The organism is Nocardia brasiliensis ATCC 700358 (assembly GCF_000250675.2).
In the GTDB taxonomy this organism is placed as follows: Bacteria; Actinomycetota; Actinomycetes; order Mycobacteriales; family Mycobacteriaceae; genus Nocardia; species Nocardia brasiliensis_B.
Genome location: NC_018681.1, coordinates 2,607,584 through 2,626,284 on the forward strand (window position 1 = coordinate 2,607,584; position 18,701 = coordinate 2,626,284).

Genomic DNA, 18,701 nt, shown 5'->3' on the forward strand with positions numbered 1-18,701 from the left:
GTGGTCAGCGCCGGCGGGCCGCTTCGATGGCTTCGAATTTGGCCAGGTTGTGCCGGGCGTCGGCCAGGGCGTCGTGCGCGTCCGGCGGGACCGGGGGCAGTTCGGGGCGGCCGTGCGCGTCCCAGTGCTGGCGTAGTTCGTTGGTGTAGCGGGGGAGTGCGCTGGGCAGGTCGACCATCGAGCCCCACAGCTGGCAGAGCGCCACGTGGTCGTAGGCGCCGACCCAGGCCCACAGTTCGGGCACCACCGACGAGCGCGGCACCAGGAACTTGTACAGCTCGTCGCGGATCTGGGTGCGACTGCGGTACAGCGGCGAGGACGGCGAGGGCAGTTGCGGCAGCACATGCCTGCGCACCCACGGCCCGGCCCGGCCCGGGTCGAATTCGGTGGATACCGCGTAATATTCGCGGCCGTCCTCGCAGACCACACCGATGGAGACCAGGTCGATGACCACCCCGTCCTCGATGAATTCGCAGTCGTAAAAATATCGAAGCGAGATCGCTCTACTCCTCCGCAGTTCGGTGTTGCCCCCGGATATGTCTCGGTCAATCACCCTAAGCGGGGTGGGGGCGCGATTCGCATCGGGGCAGGGTGGTGGTTGTCACCACCCCTACGGTGGGTACCACGGCCGTCCGAAGGGTCCGTATTCTGAACGAGTGAACTGGACCGTCGACGTACCCATCGATCGCCTGCCGGAACTGCCGCCGCTGCCCACGGAGCTGCGCAGGCGGTTGGACGAAGCGCTGGCCCGCCCTGCGCTACAGCAGCCGTCGTGGGATCCGGAACAGGCGGCGGTGATGCGCACCGTGCTGGAGAGCGTGCCGCCGATCTGTGTGCCCGCCGAGGTGGAGGAGCTGCGCGAACAGCTCGCCGAGGTGGCCCGCGGCGAGGCGTTCCTCATGCAGGGCGGTGACTGCGCGGAGACGTTCGCCGACAACACCGAGCCGCATATCCGCGGCAACATCCGCACCCTGCTGCAGATGGCGGTCGTGCTCACCTACGGCGCGAGCATGCCGGTGGTCAAGGTGGCCCGGATCGCGGGGCAGTACGCCAAGCCGCGCTCCTCCGACACCGATTCGCTCGGCCTCAAGTCCTACCGCGGCGATATGGTCAACGCGCTCGTCGCCGATGCCGCGATGCGCGAACACGATCCGTCGCGGCTGGTGCGCGCGTACGCCAACGCGAGCGCCGCGATGAACCTGGTGCGCGCGCTGACCGGCGCGGGCATGGCCGACCTGCACAAGGTGCACGACTGGAACCGCGACTTCGTCGCGAAGTCGCCCGCCGGTGCGCGCTACGAGGCGCTGGCCGAGGAGATCGACCGCGGTCTCGCGTTCATGACCGCCTGCCGGGTGAACGATCCGAGCCTGAAGTCGGCGCGTATCTACGCCAGCCACGAGGCGCTCGTCCTCGACTACGAGCGGGCGATGTTGCGGCTGAGCGAGAACGCGGCGGGCGAGCCGGTGCTCTACGACCTGTCCGCGCACTTCCTCTGGATCGGCGAGCGGACCAGGCAGCTCGACGGCGCGCATATCGCGCTCGCCGAACTGCTCGCGAACCCGATCGGCCTGAAGATCGGCCCGTCCACCACGCCCGATCAGGCCGTGGAGTACGTCGAGCGGCTCGATCCGAACAACGAGCCCGGCCGGCTGACCATCGTGTCCCGGATGGGCAACAGCAAGGTCCGCGACGTGCTGCCGCCCATCATCGAGAAGGTGCAGGCCACCGGTCACCAGGTGATCTGGCAGTGCGACCCGATGCACGGCAACACGCATGAGGCGTCCACCGGTTTCAAGACCCGGCATTTCGACCGCATCGTCGACGAGGTGCAGGGCTTCTTCGAGGTGCATCACGCGCTCGGCACCCATCCGGGCGGCCTGCACATCGAGCTCACCGGCGAGGACGTCACCGAATGCCTCGGCGGCGCCCAGGACATCTCCGATCTGGACCTGTCCGGTCGCTACGAAACGGCCTGCGACCCGCGCCTGAACACCCAGCAGTCGCTGGAGCTGGCGTTCCTGGTCGCCGAAATGCTGCGCTGAGCAAGGCTTTCCGGAGGGTGCGTACTCGGCCGAGTATGCACCCTCCGGCTATTGTGCGGTGCCGCCGACGTTGCGAATCATCTGCTGCAGCACCTTCAGCGTCGTGACGTAGTCGACGTCGTCGATGCCCCGGTGGATATGCGCGCGGATCGCGGGCAGGCCCGGCCCCATCGCGGCGCGCGCCTGGTCGCCCGCCTCGGTGATCCACCAGCGCTGCTGCTCGTCGCGGGTGAGCCAGCCGCGTTCGAGCAGCACCGCCGAGTCGGCGTCGAGGTCGTCCTCGGGGCGCAGGTACGAGCTCATCGCTTGGCGCAGTTCGGGAATCGTCATGCCCTGTCCGTTGGGTGAGATGTCGGCCTTGGACAGGTTCCGCAGAATCCAGTACTGCGGCTGCGTCATCCCGAGTTCGGCCAGCCGGATGCGGGTGAACGCGATCAGCGCCTCGTAGGCGAGTCCGGTCCAGTAGGCGGCGGGCTGTCCGGCCAGCTCCGCATCCGAGATCTGCTGTGTCGTCATGATTGTTCCTCTGTTCGTTCGTCCTGGCCACCATAAAAGCTCAAGTTTGGTTGAGGTCAAATCGGCGATCGCGGCGCTGCGGTCGATATCCGAAAGTCACTGGGGGATAGGTGATTCGGGCATATCGGTCTAGAGCTGTGGTGGGTGCGGGTAGGCCACTGTGGCCGTGCGAAACTCTTCGCGATGCTCACTTACTTCGAAGCGACGGTCATCGGTGTGGTGCAGGGCGTCACCGAGCTGTTCCCGATCTCCAGCCTGGGGCATTCGGTGTTGCTCGCGGCGTGGCTCGGCGGGGACTGGCAGCGGCTGGTCGATCAGGGTGAGACCGGCACGGGCACACCGTATTTGGCCTTCGTGGTGGCCTTGCACGTGGGGACCGCGGTGGCGCTGCTCGGCTACTACTGGCGGGACTGGCGGGCCATCGCCGTCGGATTCGCGGGCCTGCTGCGCACCGGCCGGGCCGAGACGGTCGCCCAGCGGTTGGCCTTGTTGATCGTGATCGCCACTCTCCCGATCGCGGCCCTGGGGCCGTTTCTGCAACATCCGCTGCACGTGCTGTTCGCGGCGCCGATCTGTGCCGCGATCTTCTTGGTGCTCAACGGCATCGTGTTGATCATCGGCGAGGGCCTGCGCCGCCGCAACGAGCCGACGCTCGCACAGTACGGGCGAAGTTTCGCGCTGCACGGCCGGGCCGGCGTGCGCACCGCGGAAGCTCGTAAGCGCCGATCGGATCGACGCCTGGCCGCGCTCGAGCCGGAAGACGCCCTTGCCATCGGATTCGCTCAGGTCGGCGCCTTGCTGACCGGATTCAGCCGCGCGGGACTGACCATGGTCGGCGGACTGTGGCGTGGCCTGCAGCACGAGCAGGCGGCGAAATTCGCGTTCCTGCTGGCCACTCCGGCGATCCTGGGTGCGGGCCTGATGGAGATCCCGGAGCTGGCCGGGCCGGACACCGCCGGAATCCGCGGACCGGTGCTGGTCGGCGCGATCGTCTCCGGAGTGTCGTCGTGGTTGGCGGTGCGCTTCCTGGAGCGTTACTTCCAGACGCGCACCCTGCTCCCGTTCGCGGTCTACTGCTTGATCGCGGGAACGGTATCGATCGTCCGATTCCTCTGATTCCGTGTGTCGTTCGAGCGCGACGGCCGAAACCTGTTGTCGCGCTAGGGCAGTGCCGTCAGCTGGACAGTGGATCCCGGCTCGACGTTCGCGCTGATCCCCGGCACCTGGCCGATCACCACCGAGCCGTCGGTGGGCGTGAGCTGTTTGACCTCGACCTGCAGGCCCAGGCTTTCCAGCTTGGATCTGGCGTTGCCGACGCTCGACCCGATCAGATTGGGCATCTTGAGCGCGTTGGAGACGAAAAGCGTTACGCCGCTACCGGATTGGACGGTGGTCCCGGCGACCGGATCGGTGCCGATCACCTTGTCCGCCTCGACGGACTTGTCGAATTTGGTCTGCCGGTCGCGCACCTTGATGCCCGCGTCGGTGAGCAGCTTCACTGCTTCGTCTGCCGTCTTGCCGCGCACGTCGGGCATCTTGATCGGCTTCGCACCGTTGCTCCGGTACACCTTCACCTGCGCGCCGGTCGGCAGCACGGTGCCGGGACCGGGCTCTACCCGCGCGAGGGTGCCCTTCGGTGCGGGATTGCCTTCTTCGCCGGAGTCCACCGGTTGCAGCCCCGCGTCGCGGATCAGCTGATTGACCTTCGAGATGTCGTCACCGGGATTGAGGTCCGGCACCTTCGGTTTGCCGCTGGAGACCAGCACCGCGACCGTCGACCCCTTGGTGATCCGCGATCCGGCGGACGGGTCGCTGCCGACCACGCCGCCTATCGGGATGGTGTCGGAGGCCTTCTGCCGCAACTCGGTCTCGAATCCGGCGTCGCGCAAGGTCGCGACCGCTCGGTCGGTGTCGAGGCCGGCGATCGCGGGCACCGGCGAGAATCGCCCGAACCCGAGCCACCAGCCGCCGACGCCGACCACCAGCGTGAGAATCGCCACGACGGCGATCCAGATCCACGCCGTGCGCCGCGACCGGTTCGGATCCGGTGCGTAGGACTGGTACGGGGTCGACGCGTGTTGCTGGCGTACCGGCTGCTCGTCGTAGTCGCCGGGGCCGTAGTCCGCGCGCGGGCGCGGCGCGGTGACCACTCGCGTGTGCTGCACCGTCGGCGGCGTGTACGGCGGCGCGGGGGTCGCCGCGGGCTGCTGGACGGCCGGGGTGGCCACTTTGTAACTGGCACTCAGGTGTTCGGCCGACTCCTGCGGCGCGGGGACCCGGTAGGGCGGCAGGTTCAGCTTCGCGCCGATCTGCCGCAGCGCCGCCGCCATCTCGTTCGCGTCGGCGAACCGGTGCGCCGGCTCGCGCGCGGTGGCCTTCGCGACCAGCTCGTCGAACTCCGGCGGCACACCGGAGATGAACCGGCTCGGGCTCGGCACGTCGTTCTCGATCCGCTGATAGGCGATCGAGATCGAGGTGTCGCCGGTGAACGGGACGCGCCCGGTCAGCAGCTCGAAGATCAGCACGCCGAACGAGTAGACGTCGCTGCGCGCGTCGGCCGTGCCGCTGGTCACCTGTTCTGGGGAGAGGTACGCGGCCGTGCCGAGAATCACGCTGGCCGAGGTGGTGTTGGCCGCCGCCACCGCGCGGACCAGGCCGAAATCGGCGATCTTGACCTCGCCGGCGTCGGAGATCAGCACGTTCTCCGGTTTCACGTCGCGGTGCACCAGCCCCGCGCTGTGCGCCACGCCGATCGCCGCGAGCACCGGCTCGGCCACCGCGCGCACCGCGTGCGGCGGCATCGGGCCGCGCTCGCGCAACAGCTCGCGCAGCGTGCCGCCCTCCACCAGCTCCATGATCAGGAACGGATACTCGCCGTCCACGCCCTGGTCGTAGACCGCGACCAGGGAGGGGTGCTTGAGTTTGGCGACCGCGCGGGCCTCGAACTCGAATCGGGTGAGGAACTGCGGGTCACCGGCGAACTTCGGGTCCATCACCTTGATGGCGACGGGGCGATCCAGCCGGGTATCGACCCCCCGGAAGACCATCGACATGCCACCGCGGGCGATCGGCGCATCGATGCGATAGCGCCCTTCCAGCATTTGGCCGATCAATTGATGTCCTCCGGCTTTCACAAAGTTCTCACCCCTCGCGGTTGCGCCCACAAGCGATCGACCGCCCCGTGCGGCCCTCACGATGGTATCGGCGAAACGCGCCCGGGTGTCTCACGACGTGCGGTGGGGGACGGTCTACCGTTATCGGCGTGAGAGAGCGCAGTGAACGAACCAACAGCGCAGCCGCAGATGCGCTCATGACGGAGCCGAGCGCCAGCGAGGCGCAGTCATGAGCGCATTTCCCTGCAGTGATGATGTTCTTCCGGAGTCCGTGGCGCTGGTGCCGCTGCCCGAGGTGGCCGACCGGCTCGGGCTCGTGGTGACCCGCGTTCATCAGATGCTGCGCGACCACCAACTGCTCGCCATCCGCCGCGACGGCGTGGCAGGTGTTCCCGAGCGGTTCTTCGACAAGGAGGGCGCGGTGGTCAAGCCCCTGCCGGGCCTGATCACCGTGATGAAGGACGCCAAATACACCGACGAGGAGATCCTGCAGTGGATCTTCACCGACGACGACAGTCTGCCCGGTAAGCCGATCGACGCTCTGCACGGCCCGCTCGCCCGCGAGGTGGTCCGCAGGGCGGCGGCCGATCCGTTCTGACCGGCCGCACAGGCGTGCGCACGGCCCGGCCGGGCGTCAGCGTCCGGTCAGGGCGGTGGCGAACTGTGTCGCGGCGACGCGCAGGCGGCGCGGCCGTGGGACGACCGCGCGCTGGGTGAACACGGCGTAGCCCGAGTCCTCGATGCGGTCGAGGATGCCGGCGTACAGCAGCGAGGCGGTGCGGATCGCGGGCCGCACGCGCGGTTCCAGCAGGTCGATGCCCGCGTCCGCGTGCCGGTAGATGTCCCGGTTGACCGCGATCAGATGGGCGAGCCCGCGGCGCACCCTGGCGTCGGTGTGACCGGCGCGGTGGCAGTGCGTGAGCAGATCGTGGTCCACGCCGAAGGGGGCGAGTTCGTCGGCGGGCAGATACATCCGGCCGCGGTCGAGATCCTCGGCGACATCGCGCAGGAAGTTGGTGAGCTGGAACGCCTCGCCGAGGGCCGCGGCCGCCGGTTCGGCCTCGGCGCGCGGCACGACGGTGCCGAGCACCGGCAGCACCTGCAGTCCGATGGCGGCCGCCGAGCCGCGCATGTATTCGCGGAGTTCGGTCATCGTGGCGTAGCGGTCGCGGAACTGCGCGGTGCCGGGCACGTCCATCCGCATGGCGTCGAGGAACGTCCAGAAGTGCGCTGCCGCAATGTCATAGCGCTCGATGGTGTCGGCCAGCGCGAGCAGCGCCAGGCGGTGCGCTTCGAACGTCTTGTGCGACAGGGCGTCCGGTGCGGGGACGGTGCCGTCCAGCAGCGCGCGCAGCCGACGTTCGATCAGGTCGAGTTGCGCGGCCGGTGCGAGCGCGCTCCGCTCACCTCCGGTGCCGTCCGGAAACCGCTGCACCGCACCGGTTTCCGCGTGGTCGACGATATCGTCCACCACTCTGGCGAACGCGTAGAGCGCGTGGATCGCCGGTCGCCGTTCGGCCGAGAGCAGCCGGGTCGCCAGGAAATAGGTGCGCCCGTACCGCGCCGCGATCTGCCGACAGGCGCGATACGCCACGGCGAGTTCGGCGGCCGTGCCGCGCCGGGCGCGTTCGACCGCGGGCGGCGCGAAACCGGTCATGTCCGGGCGGGCGTGGCCGGTTCGGTGCTCGGCGTCGCGGCCCGCAGCCGCAGCGGATCGACCGTGCGCAGCGACAGGGCCGCCACCACCGCGGCGAACGTCGCGGCCGCGACGTGCCAGAAGGAGTAGAGCCCGATCGAGCCGTCGGGTTGGAACACCAGCATCAGCCAGGTGCACACTCCGACGAGCACCATCAATGTCGTGGTGGACAGCGCGAATCCGGCGGCCAGCGCGAGCGGCCACGAGTAGTACCAGGGCAGCGCGGCGGGGGAGAGGATGACGATCGCGACGAAGGCGATCAGGATGCCGAACACCGCCTCGCGCTCGCTGTGCCGGAACCGCCACCAGGTCCAGGCGAGCAGCGCGACGAGCGCGAGCATGCACAGCAGCCGGGTCACGTTGAGCACCTTGCCGCCGTCCAGCGTCGTCACCCAGCCGACCATGTGCATCATGATGGTCGGCAGCGAGAGCCAGTTGATGATCTTCTTCGAGCCGGACAGTGCGGTCAGCCAGCCGATGCCGACGCCCGCGATGGCGGAGGCCGCGACGAAGACCGCCGCGAACACGCTCAGGCCGAGTCCGGCGATCTTGGCGAACATCAGCGCCGGGTGCGGCATGTCCTCGGTCGGTTCCGCGGCATCGTGCGGGCGTTCGCTCTCCGGTAACTGGTCCGGCGCGCGACGCGTGCGCTGGGCCGCGCGCCGCTCGCGCTCGTGCAGCATCCAGATCCACACCAGGAACGGCAGCGCGACACCGGCGGTCGCCTTGATCGCCACGCCGATCGCCAGCACCACGATGCCCGCGACGTGGTGGCGCTCCAGCACCAGCGCGATGGCCGCGCACATCAGGCCGACCATCAGCATCTCGTTGTGCACGCCGCCGAAGAGGTGGATCAGCACCAGCGGGTTGAGCACCGCGAGCCACAGCGCGACCGTCGGCTTGCCGCCGAGGTGCTTGGTCAGATACGGCACGGCCCACATCATCAGCGCGAGGCCGGGCAGCATCACCAGCCGCATCGCGATGGTGCCCGCGACGACGTTCTCGCCGGTGATGCTGGTGATACCGCGACCGAGCAGCAGGAATATCGGCCCGTAGGGCGCGGTGGTGTTCTTCCAGACGGGACTCACGTTGTCGAGCAGCACGCCGGGGTTCTTCACCGGGCCGTCGACATACGGGTCGAAACCGTCACGCAGCAGTGCGCCCTGCGCCAGGTAGGAGTAGACGTCCTGGCTGAACATCGGCACCGCGAAAAGCAGCGGGGTGATCCAGATTCCGACGATGGCCCGCAATTCGTTCAACGTTACGGGCACGTCGGGTCTGTCGCCCTTGCCGATCGTGGCGCGGCCCAGCCGGACCCACGCGGTGATCATCAGCAGCACGCCGATCCAGATCACGATCGTGCAGAGCGCGTAGCCGTGGCCGTAACGTAGCCAGGACAGGTGTAGCGCCTCGAGCAGCGGGTCGCGCTTGCGGGTGCTGCCCGCGCCGAACCCGCCGAGGGTGATCATGATCGCGCCGTAGAACCCGAGCAGCGCCGCGTGTCCCTCGGGGGTGCGCAGGAAGACGGCACTGGTACGCATCCAGGACCGCACACTCGACGTGTCGGTGGCGGCCGATTCGCGCTGCGCTGTGGTTTTCGGTGCGTGGCCGTCGATATCTGTCACTGTGGCCTTTGCGGCGCGCGTTTCGGGGGATGCCATCTGGTGTCGGTCCCCCCGAATGGTCAGCGGTCGCAACCGCGAGTGAATAGGTCGGCGCCTAGTTTACGGCGTCGCACCGAACCCTATCCCGCTGGTCCTCGGGGTTTCATCTCGAGCTGGGGCTTATTCACCGGTTATCCGGGTTGCCGCCAGTTTTCCGGACAGCAGAGTCGTCGGCACGCCGACCCCCGGTGTGGTGCCGCAACCTGCGATAACCACATTGTCGCTGGCATGCGGAAAATTGCGCGGGCGAAATGGTCCGGTCTGCCGGAACAGGTGAGCTGCGGAGAAGGGAGTTCCGGCGAGCATCCCTTGTTCCTGCCAGGTGCGCGGGGTGTCCAGATGGTCGACGGTGAAGTGCTCGGCGATGCCGTGGTAACCGCGCGCTTCCAATACCCCGAGCAACTCGCGCAGATACGCGGGCCCGATGCGGCGCCAATCCAGTGCGGCCGAGTCCAGATTCGGGCACGGAGCGAGCACGGACAGCGGTTCGTGCGCACCGTCTGCGCGGGTGATGTGCAGCCCGGGGTCGGTGAGCGCTGGACGGGTCAGCAGCAGCGACGGGTCGCTCATCAGCCGGCCGCGGCCGCGTCGTCCGGTGATCTCGGCGAAGGTCTGCCGCCACGCCTGCCCGAACTCGATGATGTGATGGGCCTGCACCGGCCAGGTCCGCGCGAGCGCCGCGGGCACCGTCCCGTGCGCGACCACGGCCGACGGCGCGGCGCGCAGGCCGCGGCGGCGGCGCACGCCGAACCGGTCGATGGCGCCGAGATCGGCGGTGAGCACGAGGGCGTCGCAGTCGAAGCCACGGCCGTCCGCGGTGCGGACCCGGGTGGCGCGCCGCCGCGTGTAGTCCACGCCGGTGACCTCGGTGCCGAGTTCGAGCGTGCCGCCCGCCGCGGTGAACGCCTCGGCCATGGCCGAGGCGATGGCCCGCATGCCGCCTTCCGGGAAGTAGACGCCCAGCGAGGTGTCCATGTGCGGGATCGCGCCGTACACCGAGAGCGCCGCGGTGGGCGGCAGGCCCGCGTACAGCGCCTGGAAGGTGAACAGCCGGGCCAGTCGCGGGTCGCGCAGGAAGCGCCCGACCCGCGGCCCGAGCCTGCCGAACCCGCCGAGACGCACCAAAGTCGCCAGGGCGCGCCGCTTTTCGGGCAGCCGCACCAGGTCCAGCGGCGAATCGAAATTGGTGTCCATGAATTCGGCGTACTCGGCGGCGTAGATCCGGGCCAGCCAGTCCCGTAGTCGCCGATAGCGGCGGGCCTCGGCGGGGCCGCAGACCGCCGCGACTTCCGCCGCCATCGCGTCGGCGTCGGCGAACACCCGCAGTTCGGTGCGGTCGGCGAAGCGGGCGTGGTAGCTCGGCGCGAGCTGATGGATGCGCAGCGCGGGCTTGCAGGTCTCGGGTGTGCGGCCGACCGCGGCGAGCGCGTCGGCGACCAGCTCGGGCAGCGTCAAAATGGTGGCGCCGGAGTCGATCTCGTAATCCGCCCCCTGATAGCGCCCGACCCGGCCGCCCGGGTGATCGGCTCGTTCGAGCAGGGTGACCTGGCGTCCGGCGCCGGTCAGATACAGAGCCGCGGACAAGCCGGATAGTCCCGCCCCGACGACGACCACGCGATCCGTCGGTCCGGCAACGGTTTTCACGTCAGGCATGCGGTTCTCCTCGGTGCCGGGCAGCGATCGGTGCCGCTCAGGTGTACCCGATCGGCCGGTGCCGCAGCTACTTTCACGCGGTGCGTTTGGTCGCGGCCAAGGCCATGGCGCGCAATTGCTGCTTCGCGGCGGGTGTCGCGGTGCTCGTCTCGATGGCGGCCAAGCCCGCGTCGGTCAGCTCGGTGATCCGGCGCTCCACCTCGTCGGCGGCGCCGAGATCGGTGAGCACCGTGCGCAGGTGGGCCACCTCGTCCGCGTCGAGATCGGTGCCGACGCTGGTGCGCAGCAGTTTCGCGGCCGCCGGGTCGGACGCGTCGGCGCGGCGCAGGGCTTCGGCCAGCAGCACCGTGTGTTTGCCTTCGCGCAGATCGTCGCCGGAGGGTTTGCCGGTGATCGCGGGGTCGCCGAAGACGCCGAGCAGGTCGTCGCGCAGCTGGAACGCGATGCCGATATCGGTGCCGAAGGTGCGGTAGGCCGCGACCAGATCGGCGTCGGCGTCGGCGATGGCCGCGCCGAGGTGCAGCGGGCGCTCGACGGTGTAGGCGGCGGTCTTGTACCGGTTGATGCGCAGCGCCGCCTCGACCGACTCGTCGCCGCCCGCCTCGCCGTTGATGTCGAGCAGCTGACCGCCGAGCACCTCGGTGCGCATGCCGGCCCACACCGGGGCGAACCGGGCGATGGCCGTCGGTTCGAGACCGGAGGCGTGCACCATGTCGTCGGCCCAGGCCAGGGCCAGGTCGCCGACCAGGATGGCCACGCTGGCGCCGAAGTGCGCGGAATCACCCGCCCAGCCGCGGTCGCGGTGCCGGGTTTCGAAGTCGACGTGCACCGTCGGGAAGCGGCGGCGGGTGCGCGAGGAATCGATGATGTCGTCGTGGATCAGCGCGCACGCCTGGACCAGTTCCAGGGCCGCGCACGCGGTCAAAACGGCGGCGGCGTCCGGGCCCGCGGCGTCGCCGCCCGCGCCGAGCCAGCCGGTCCACGCGAACGCGGGCCTGGTGCGTTTGCCGCCGCGCAGCACGAACAGTTCCAGCGCGTCCGCGGCCTCGACGAAGACCGGGCCGAGCTCCTCGACCGTCCCGCGGCGGTCAGCGAAGAACCTGGTCAGCGCGCCTTCCACGGCCGCGACGAAGGCGGGCGTCCCCGGGATCGGCGCGATCAGCTCGGCCGCCGAGGTGCGGTGCGGCGTCTGGGTACCGGTTCCGGCGGACAGCGTGGCCTCCAAGGTCGGGTTGCCGGGCGCTCGCTCACACCCTCTTCGCAGCGAGAATACGCGGCGGTCGGCGGCCGACCCGTCGGGGCTACCGCAGGTCACCTCTACACTGGATCAGTGACTTTCGACAATGCGCGGGGCAGCTCGACCCCTGGCGGTCCGCCCCGGACGCAGCCGAACGTCTCTGCGACACCCTCGGTGGTACAGAGTTTGCGGACGCACTCCGGTACTTCCGTGCCGTTTTCCGTCGAGTTCAATCCGCCCCGGGACGCGCCCGCCGAGGCGCGGCTGTGGCGCGCGGTGCGCCAGTTCGAGCGGATGCATCCGGCGTTCGTCTCGATGACCTACGGCGCGGGCGGCTCCACCCGCGACCGCACCGTGCGGGTCACCGGCGCGCTGGCACAGGAGACCACCCTGCTGCCGGTGGCGCACCTGACCGCCGTGGAGCACAGTGTGGCTGAGCTGCGTTCACTGGTCGGTTCCTACGCCGATTCCGGGATTCGCAACATCCTGGTGCTGCGCGGCGATCCGCCGGGCGATCCGCTCGGCGCCTGGCAGCGTCATCCCGAAGGTGTCGAGTACGCCGAGGAATTGGTGCGCATCGTGCGCGATCTCGGTGACTTCCACGTCGGCGTCGCCTCGTTCCCGCAGGGCCATCACCGCTCGCCCGACCTCGACTCCGACACTGCCTTCCTGACCGCGAAACTGCGTGCGGGCGCGGAGTATTCGATCACGCAGATGTTCTTCGACGTCGAGCACTACCTGCGGTTGCGCGATCGCGTGCTGAAGTTCGACCCGATCGAGGGCGCCAAGCCGATCATTCCCGAGCTGATGCCGATCACCTCGCTGCGCACGGTGGCCAGGGCCGAGGAACTCTGCGGCCGCACGCTGCCCCCCGCGGTGCTGGCGCGCTTGCACCACGCCGCGGGCGATGCCCCCGACGGCAACCCGGCCGCGGTCCGCGAGGCAGGCATCGAGATCGCCACCGAGATGGCCCAGCGGCTCATCGACGAGGGCGCGCCCTGCCTGCACTTCATCACCTTGAATTTCGCCAAGGCGACCACCGAGGTGCTCACCAACCTCGGCTACGGCGTCACCGCCGCGCCGATCAGCGCCTGACCCGCCGCGCCCGCAGGCGCGCGGCGGGCGTCCGCTCACCAGCCGGTGGTGCCGCTCAGCGGGACGTTCACATAGCTCGGTTCCGCCGGATCCAGTTGCAGGTGTTGCGGTTTGAGGCCGGTGCCGTCGAGCATCGGCCGGATCGGCAGCCCCTTCGGATAGTTGCCCGCGAAGACGTCGAGCCGGAGCCGGTGTCCCGGTTGGAGTATCGCGTCGGTGGGCGCGAGGCCGAGGTCGAGTTGCGTGGCCTGGCCGGGCACGACGGTCTGCCGGGCGGCCAGCGACATGACCGGGAACGGATCGGTGTAGGCCCCGTCGGCGGACCGGCGGCTCCTGCCGTCGTCGACGGCGCGCATCGACGCCATCAGTTGTCCGGTGCTCAAGGTGACCGAACGTCCGTCCGGCGCAACGTCGTTCAGCGTCGCGGTCCAGTAGCCGTCGGTGGCGTCGTGCACGGTGTTCAGATGTACCGCGATCGGTCCGGACAGCGTCGTCGGCTCGGTGACCGGGGGACTGGTGAAGGTCAGGCCGGAGACCTCCTGGATCCGGGCGTCCTTGCCGCAGCCGGTGAAGACGAGAATGCCTGCGGTGCCCTGGGTTCCGTCGGCCGAGCACAAACTCGCCAGGCCGGGCGCGACGGTCAGGCGGGCGTTGTCCGCGGTCGCCGCGGTCACGAGCGAGCCGTCGTGCGCGCTGAGCGCCGAGGTTCCGCTCGGCGCCGCGGATAGATACATCCGCCGGTGCTCGGCCTCCGGGCGCGGGAACTGCTCGGCCGTGGTCCAGCCACCGCCCTGCTGCCACATCGTCACCGGGCCCCACTGATCGATCCCGTTGTCGATGCCCTTGAGCCACTTGTCGAACCAGGCGCGCTGCAGCACGTCGATGCGGGGCGGCTCGCCCGGCTTGCCGCGCATGTCGAAGCCGGTGCTCACGTGATAGCCGTTGCCCATCACCAACTGTTTCTGCCCGGGCGGCAACGGAATGTCTTGGTAGATGCGGGGTTCGCCGTTGACGAAGTTGTCGTGCCAGCCGCCGATCACCATCGTCGGCACCTGGATCCGCTCGGGATGGCCGAGCCAGGCCTGCCGGATCGGACTGTCCGGGTCGAGCACGTTGCTCAGTTGCGGCGGAATGGTGTCGAAGGAATCGGCGGTCAGCGTCTGCAGCCCGACGTCGAGGAAGGACAGGGGGTCGGCGAGGCGATCGGCCAGCCATTGCGTGTCGAACCTGCCCTGTAGCAACGACATCAGGTCCGGCATGAGTTTGGCCGCGTTCACGACCAGCAGGTAGGGCAGCAGGATGCCGATGGCCGCGCCACCCGGCGCGATCATGTCGCGGACCAGATCGTTGCCCGGCACCACCGGGACGATGGCTTTCAGTGCGGGCGGCTGCTTTTCGGCCGCCTGCACCTGGTTGATGCCCGAGTAGGACACGCCGTTCATCCCGATATTGCCGTCCGACCACGGTTGGGCCGCGGCCCAGGCGATGACCTCCGGGGTGTCCGACTGGTCTTTCGGGCCCCAGGGTTCCCAGTTGCCTTGCGAGAAGCCGGTACCGCGCACGTCCACCACGATCTGGGTGTAGCCGCTGCGAATCAGGTTGGGGTCCACCGAGAACACCCGGCCGAACCCGCCGCCCGCGACCCGGGTCGCGTCGGTCAGGCCCTCCAGCGGCGTCCCCGGCAATTCGAAGTCGCGCAGCAATCCGACCACCGCGTCGGACAAGACCGGCACCGACAGCGCGGTCTGCAGGACCATCGACCCGAGTTTCGTGTACGGCGTCATGTTCACGATGGTCGGGAACGGCGTATCGATCGGGCCGTGCGCGTCGGCGGGCCGGTACACGTTCGCCTTCAGGACGGTCCCGTCGCTCATCGTGATGGGGACGTCCCAGTCGATATGGATGGACGGAAACCGTTGTGGCCCGTCGTGCAGCGCCGTCCACGCCGCGGCCCCTTCCGGCGTCGCGGCACCGGGCGCGGCCACGACCACCTGCGAAACCGTAAGCAGCGCAACCGCTCCGACGAACCATCGGGCCCAGCGGCGGCCAAGAGCAATCCTCATCGATACCCTCCTCCATCAACCGGCAGAAATATACATGCACGATTGTATGTTTCAAGGGGGTTTCCGCTTACGCTCCCATTTACCGTCGGGCGCACCGATTCGGTGCGCGGTTCTTGTGCAGCGCGACGGAACTGCGGGCACGGTGGCACCTACTCGGTAGCGCCGCCGCGCCCGCGCTGCGCGTCGGCTTCAGGCGGCGCGGGCGGTGCGCAGGCCCCAGGCGTCGGCAAGGAGGCGGTGCGACTCCAGCCTGTCCTCGTGGTGATGGGTGACGCTGGTGACGAGCAGTTCGTCGGCGCCGGTGTGCTGCTGCAGTGCCGCCAGGCGGCTCGTGACGGTGCTCGGCGAGCCGACGAACTGGGTGGCGAGGCGATCGTCCACCAGCCGGTGCTGTTCCGGGGTCAGCGGCGGCGTGGTGGCCGGGTCGAGATAGTCGGCCGCGCCCGCGCCGCTGCGGATGCTGTGCACCCAGTGTCCATAGGTGGCGGCGTGCTGCTGGGCGGTTGCGTCGTCCGCGGCCACCACCACGTCGGCCGAGACCACCACATACGGTTCGGCCAGCTGCGCGGAGGGACGGAACGCGTCCCGATAGGCTGCGACCGCGTCCAGCGCGGTGCCCGGTGCGACGTGATAGGCCGCCGCGAACGGCAACCCGAGCCGCCCGGCCAGTTCGGCGCTCTCTCCGGCCGAACTGCCGAAGACCCACAACTGTACCTGTGCGCCTTCGCCCGGAACGGCGTGCAGGGCAACGCCTTCGGGGCTGACGAAGCTGCCGTCCAGCAGCGCCCGCACCTCGTCGACCTGCTCGTCGAACGGCGGTGCCTGCGCGCCGCGCTGTTGCAGCGCACTGATCGAGGCGAGAAATTTCGAGCGATCGGTGATCCGGCCGGGGTCGAACGGGGGCGGCACCACCACGCCGTCCCTGATCTCGGTCCGGCCGGTCGCGGTGTCGACGCGAGGATGCCCACCCTTGGGATGCGCGGGCTCCGAACCGTATTGGCTGCGGCGGTGGCCGGAGCGGCCGAGTCCGAGATCGAGCCGGCCAGGGTAGAGCGCGTCGATCGTGCCGAACGCCTCCACGATCGAGGCCGAGGTGTGGTGGCCGACCTGAACCGCCGCCGAGCCCACTCGAATACGCGAGGTGGCCGCCGCGACCAAGCCGATCAGCGTGATCGAGGCGGAACTGGCCACCGAGACGAAGTGATGCTCGGCCAGCCAATACCGGTGGTAGCCCCACTGTTCCGCGCGCTGCGCGAGATCGACGGTGTTGCGCAGCGCCTGCTGCGCGGTGGACCCGGCGCTGATCGGCGCCAAGTCCAGGATGGACAGCGGGACCGTCATGCCGTCCTCCGCTCCGATAGCTCGCCGTGCGGCAACCCGGGGTGCTGCTCGCCCGCTTCGATGGCCACCCGCAGCCGGTTCTGCTCGGGCGCCAGCGGGCAGGTCGCGAAATCGGTGAAGGCGCAGGGCAGATTCGCCGCCCGGTTGAAGTCGAGGCGCACCGTGCCGTCCGCCTCCGGCGCACCGACTGCCAGCGAGCGCGCCGCCGGGTAGGTGGTGACGCCGCTGGTGGCATCGGTGAACAGCAGTCGCAGATCGGTCGGGTCACCGAACGCGAGCACCCGCTCGGTGACCGCGCCGAGCGTGAATTCGATGGTGCCGGAAGCAGTGTGGTGGTGTTCGAGTCCGTCGACCACCGCGCCCGTGGTCACCGTCTGCGGCTCGTCGAGCGGCGTGAACTTACCGCTCAGCACCCAGCGCGGGTCCGGCGCGTAGCTCGGGATGCCGGTGAAGCTCAGCAGCGTGGGCGCGGCCGGGTCGTGCACGCGCACCGCGTACAGACCGGTGCGGCGGATCACCTCGAGTACCCGATCCTCGTGCCGCACAGTGAGTCCCGGCGCGCCCTCGGCGGGCGTGATGATCTGCACGCCGGCGATCCGCTCGCCGTCGTAGTCCAGCCGGTCGGCCGGTTGCGCGGTGATGAACACCTTGTCGTCGGTCACCCACCAGGTGCCCGGCACGTCCGGCAGCCGCTCGGGCTGATCGGTGAGCCAGTGCAGCGCGGTCAGGCTCAGGAAGCCGAGCGGGTCGCGCAGCTGGTCCTCGCGCGCGTGCTGCCACTGTGCCCACTCGGTTTCGAAAACGGTGCTGATGCTGGTCGTCATGACGCTCGTGCTCCTTCGTGGGCGGTGGTGCGGTGGTGGGGATGACGCAGACCGAGGTGGTCGCGCAGGGTGGTGCCGGTGTACTCGGTGCGGAAACTGCCGCGCTCCTGCAGTTCCGGGACGACCTTGTCGACGAACTCGTCCAGCCCGCCCGGGGTGAGATGCGGGACGAGGATGAAACCGTCGCTGGCATCGGCCTGCACATAGGTGTCGATCTGCTCGGCGACCGCGGCGGGCGTGCCGACGAATTGCTGGCGCGCGGTCACCTCGATGATCAGCTCACGGATGCTGAGGTTTTCGGCCGTCGCCCGGGCCCGCCACGCCTCGGCGACCGCGCGCGGGTCCTTGGCGTGGCGCACCCGGCCGCGGGTGATGTCCGCGTTGTCCGCCGGGTCGACGTCGGGCAGTGGACCGTCCGGGTCGTAGCCGGAAAGGTCACGGCCCCAGACCTGTTCGAGGAACGCGAGCGCCGTCTGTGGCCCGACCTGCTGCTGCCGGATGTGGCGAGCGCGCTCCTCGGCGTCCTGCGCGGAGTCGCCTAGCACGAACGTCGCGGCGGGCAGGATCTTCAGTTCGTCCGGTGTCCGGCCGTATTTCGCGAGACGGTTCTTGACGTCGGTGTAGAAGCGCTGCCCGGCCTCCAGCGTGCCGTGCACGGTGAAGATCGCGTCCGCGGCCGCCGCGCCGAACTCGCGGCCGTCGTCGGAATCGCCCGCCTGCAACAGCACCGGGTGCCCCTGCGGGCTCGGCGGCAGGACGAAGCGGCCCGCGATATCGAATTGCGAACCGCGATGGCGGGTTTCGGGGACCTCCCGGGCGAAGACGCCGGCCGCCCGGTCGACGACGAGCGTGTCCGCGGCCCAGCTGTCCCACAGCTTGCGGGTGACCTCGACGACCTCGGCCGCGCGCTGGTAGCGCCTGCTGTGCTCCAAATACCCGCCGCGACGGAAGTTCTCGCCGGTGAAGGCGTCGGAGGAGGTGACGACGTTCCAGGCGGCGCGTCCGCCGGACAGATGATCCAGGGAGGCGAATTGCTTGGCCAGCTCGAAGGGTTCGTTGTAGGTGCTGTTGATCGTGCCCGCGAGACCGAGCTTGCCGGTCACCCCGGCCAGCGCGTCGAGCACCGTGAAGGTGTCCGGCCTGCCCACCACGTCCAGGTCGTGGATGCGCCCGAGATGTTCGCGCAGGCGCAGTCCTTCGGCCAGGAAGAAGAAGTCGAACAGCCCGCGCTCGGCGGTCTGGGCCAGGTGCACGAACGAGGCGAAATCGACCTGGCTCTTCGACGCCGGGTCGGCCCATACCGTGGTGTTGTTGACGCCGGGGAAGTGCGCCGCCAGGTGGATGGGCTTGCGTGGTTTGCCGGTCACGACGCCACCCCCTCGCGCCCTCCGGTGACGTGCACAGCCGATCGCCGTACCCGCGGGCACGGGTGCGGCGATCGGACCGCGGATGCAGCA

At 69.5% G+C, this 18,701-nt stretch carries 15 protein-coding genes; 4 read left to right on the forward strand and 11 right to left on the reverse strand.

The window, feature by feature from the left end:
• Nucleotides 1-4: 4 nt before the first annotated feature.
• Complete coding sequence (locus O3I_RS11690) at nt 5-499, reverse strand: polyadenylate-specific 3'-exoribonuclease AS (RefSeq protein WP_041563673.1); 495 nt, start codon at nt 497-499, stop codon at nt 5-7.
• A 157-nt stretch (nt 500-656) separates the two neighbouring features.
• On the opposite strand from O3I_RS11690, the gene O3I_RS11695 reads away from it, so the two are divergent.
• Nucleotides 657-2,042 (forward strand): class II 3-deoxy-7-phosphoheptulonate synthase, encoded by a 1,386-nt coding sequence (locus O3I_RS11695; protein WP_014983120.1) that lies wholly within the window; start codon nt 657-659, stop codon nt 2,040-2,042.
• A 48-nt stretch (nt 2,043-2,090) separates the two neighbouring features.
• Here the strand turns inward: O3I_RS11695 and O3I_RS11700 are convergent, their stop codons facing one another.
• Nucleotides 2,091-2,558: a MarR family winged helix-turn-helix transcriptional regulator gene (locus O3I_RS11700; protein WP_014983121.1), complete on the reverse strand. Its 468-nt coding sequence runs from the start codon at nt 2,556-2,558 to the stop codon at nt 2,091-2,093.
• A 183-nt stretch (nt 2,559-2,741) separates the two neighbouring features.
• Between O3I_RS11700 and O3I_RS11705 the strand changes: the two genes are divergently transcribed.
• The gene (locus O3I_RS11705) at nt 2,742-3,674 is read left to right on the forward strand and encodes an undecaprenyl-diphosphate phosphatase (RefSeq protein WP_014983122.1); all 933 of its coding nucleotides are present in this window, start codon (nt 2,742-2,744) and stop codon (nt 3,672-3,674) included.
• 44 nt (nt 3,675-3,718) lie between these two features.
• Here the strand turns inward: O3I_RS11705 and pknB are convergent, their stop codons facing one another.
• Entirely contained in the window at nt 3,719-5,659 is a 1,941-nt protein-coding gene (pknB, locus tag O3I_RS11710) for a Stk1 family PASTA domain-containing Ser/Thr kinase (RefSeq protein ID WP_014983123.1), read from the reverse strand.
• A 241-nt stretch (nt 5,660-5,900) separates the two neighbouring features.
• On the opposite strand from pknB, the gene O3I_RS11715 reads away from it, so the two are divergent.
• Nucleotides 5,901-6,269 carry an Rv2175c family DNA-binding protein gene (locus tag O3I_RS11715; protein WP_029893656.1) on the forward strand — a complete coding sequence of 123 codons (369 nt, stop codon included), beginning with the start codon at nt 5,901-5,903 and terminating at the stop codon, nt 6,267-6,269.
• Nucleotides 6,270-6,305: 36 nt separating this feature from the next.
• Here O3I_RS11715 and O3I_RS11720 read toward each other — a convergent pair whose 3' ends face one another.
• From O3I_RS11720 to O3I_RS11735, 4 genes are all read right to left on the reverse strand, one after another.
• Complete coding sequence (locus O3I_RS11720) at nt 6,306-7,328, reverse strand: phytoene/squalene synthase family protein (RefSeq protein ID WP_014983125.1); 1,023 nt, start codon at nt 7,326-7,328, stop codon at nt 6,306-6,308.
• Nucleotides 7,325-9,028, reverse strand: a complete 1,704-nt coding sequence (locus O3I_RS11725; RefSeq protein WP_081593963.1) for an alpha-(1->6)-mannopyranosyltransferase A — start codon at nt 9,026-9,028, stop codon at nt 7,325-7,327. The genes O3I_RS11720 and O3I_RS11725 overlap by 4 nt, the downstream gene beginning before the upstream one ends.
• A 123-nt stretch (nt 9,029-9,151) precedes the next feature.
• A complete protein-coding gene (gene crtI, locus O3I_RS11730; RefSeq protein WP_014983127.1) occupies nt 9,152-10,684 on the reverse strand; it encodes a phytoene desaturase family protein in 1,533 nt (510 codons plus the stop codon).
• A gap of 73 nt (nt 10,685-10,757) precedes the next feature.
• Nucleotides 10,758-11,909, reverse strand: a complete 1,152-nt coding sequence (locus O3I_RS11735) for a polyprenyl synthetase family protein (RefSeq protein ID WP_014983128.1) — start codon at nt 11,907-11,909, stop codon at nt 10,758-10,760.
• Nucleotides 11,910-12,014: 105 nt separating this feature from the next.
• Here O3I_RS11735 and O3I_RS11740 point away from each other — a divergent pair, with 105 nt between their 5' ends.
• Nucleotides 12,015-13,016, forward strand: coding sequence for a methylenetetrahydrofolate reductase (locus tag O3I_RS11740; RefSeq protein WP_081593964.1), 1,002 nt, complete (start codon nt 12,015-12,017; stop codon nt 13,014-13,016).
• Nucleotides 13,017-13,051: 35 nt separating this feature from the next.
• Here the strand turns inward: O3I_RS11740 and O3I_RS11745 are convergent, their stop codons facing one another.
• From O3I_RS11745 to O3I_RS11760, 4 genes are all read right to left on the reverse strand, one after another.
• The gene (locus tag O3I_RS11745) at nt 13,052-15,079 is read right to left on the reverse strand and encodes a CocE/NonD family hydrolase (protein WP_041562567.1); all 2,028 of its coding nucleotides are present in this window, start codon (nt 15,077-15,079) and stop codon (nt 13,052-13,054) included.
• 189 nt (nt 15,080-15,268) lie between these two features.
• Entirely contained in the window at nt 15,269-16,420 is a 1,152-nt protein-coding gene (locus O3I_RS11750) for an LLM class flavin-dependent oxidoreductase (protein WP_014983131.1), read from the reverse strand.
• Nucleotides 16,417-17,244 carry a DUF1684 domain-containing protein gene (locus O3I_RS11755; RefSeq protein WP_014983132.1) on the reverse strand — a complete coding sequence of 276 codons (828 nt, stop codon included), beginning with the start codon at nt 17,242-17,244 and terminating at the stop codon, nt 16,417-16,419. The genes O3I_RS11750 and O3I_RS11755 overlap by 4 nt, the downstream gene beginning before the upstream one ends.
• Nucleotides 17,241-18,611 carry an NtaA/DmoA family FMN-dependent monooxygenase gene (locus tag O3I_RS11760; protein WP_014983133.1) on the reverse strand — a complete coding sequence of 457 codons (1,371 nt, stop codon included), beginning with the start codon at nt 18,609-18,611 and terminating at the stop codon, nt 17,241-17,243. Before O3I_RS11760 ends, O3I_RS11755 begins: the two co-directional genes overlap by 4 nt.
• Between the last annotated feature and the right edge of the window lie 90 nt (nt 18,612-18,701).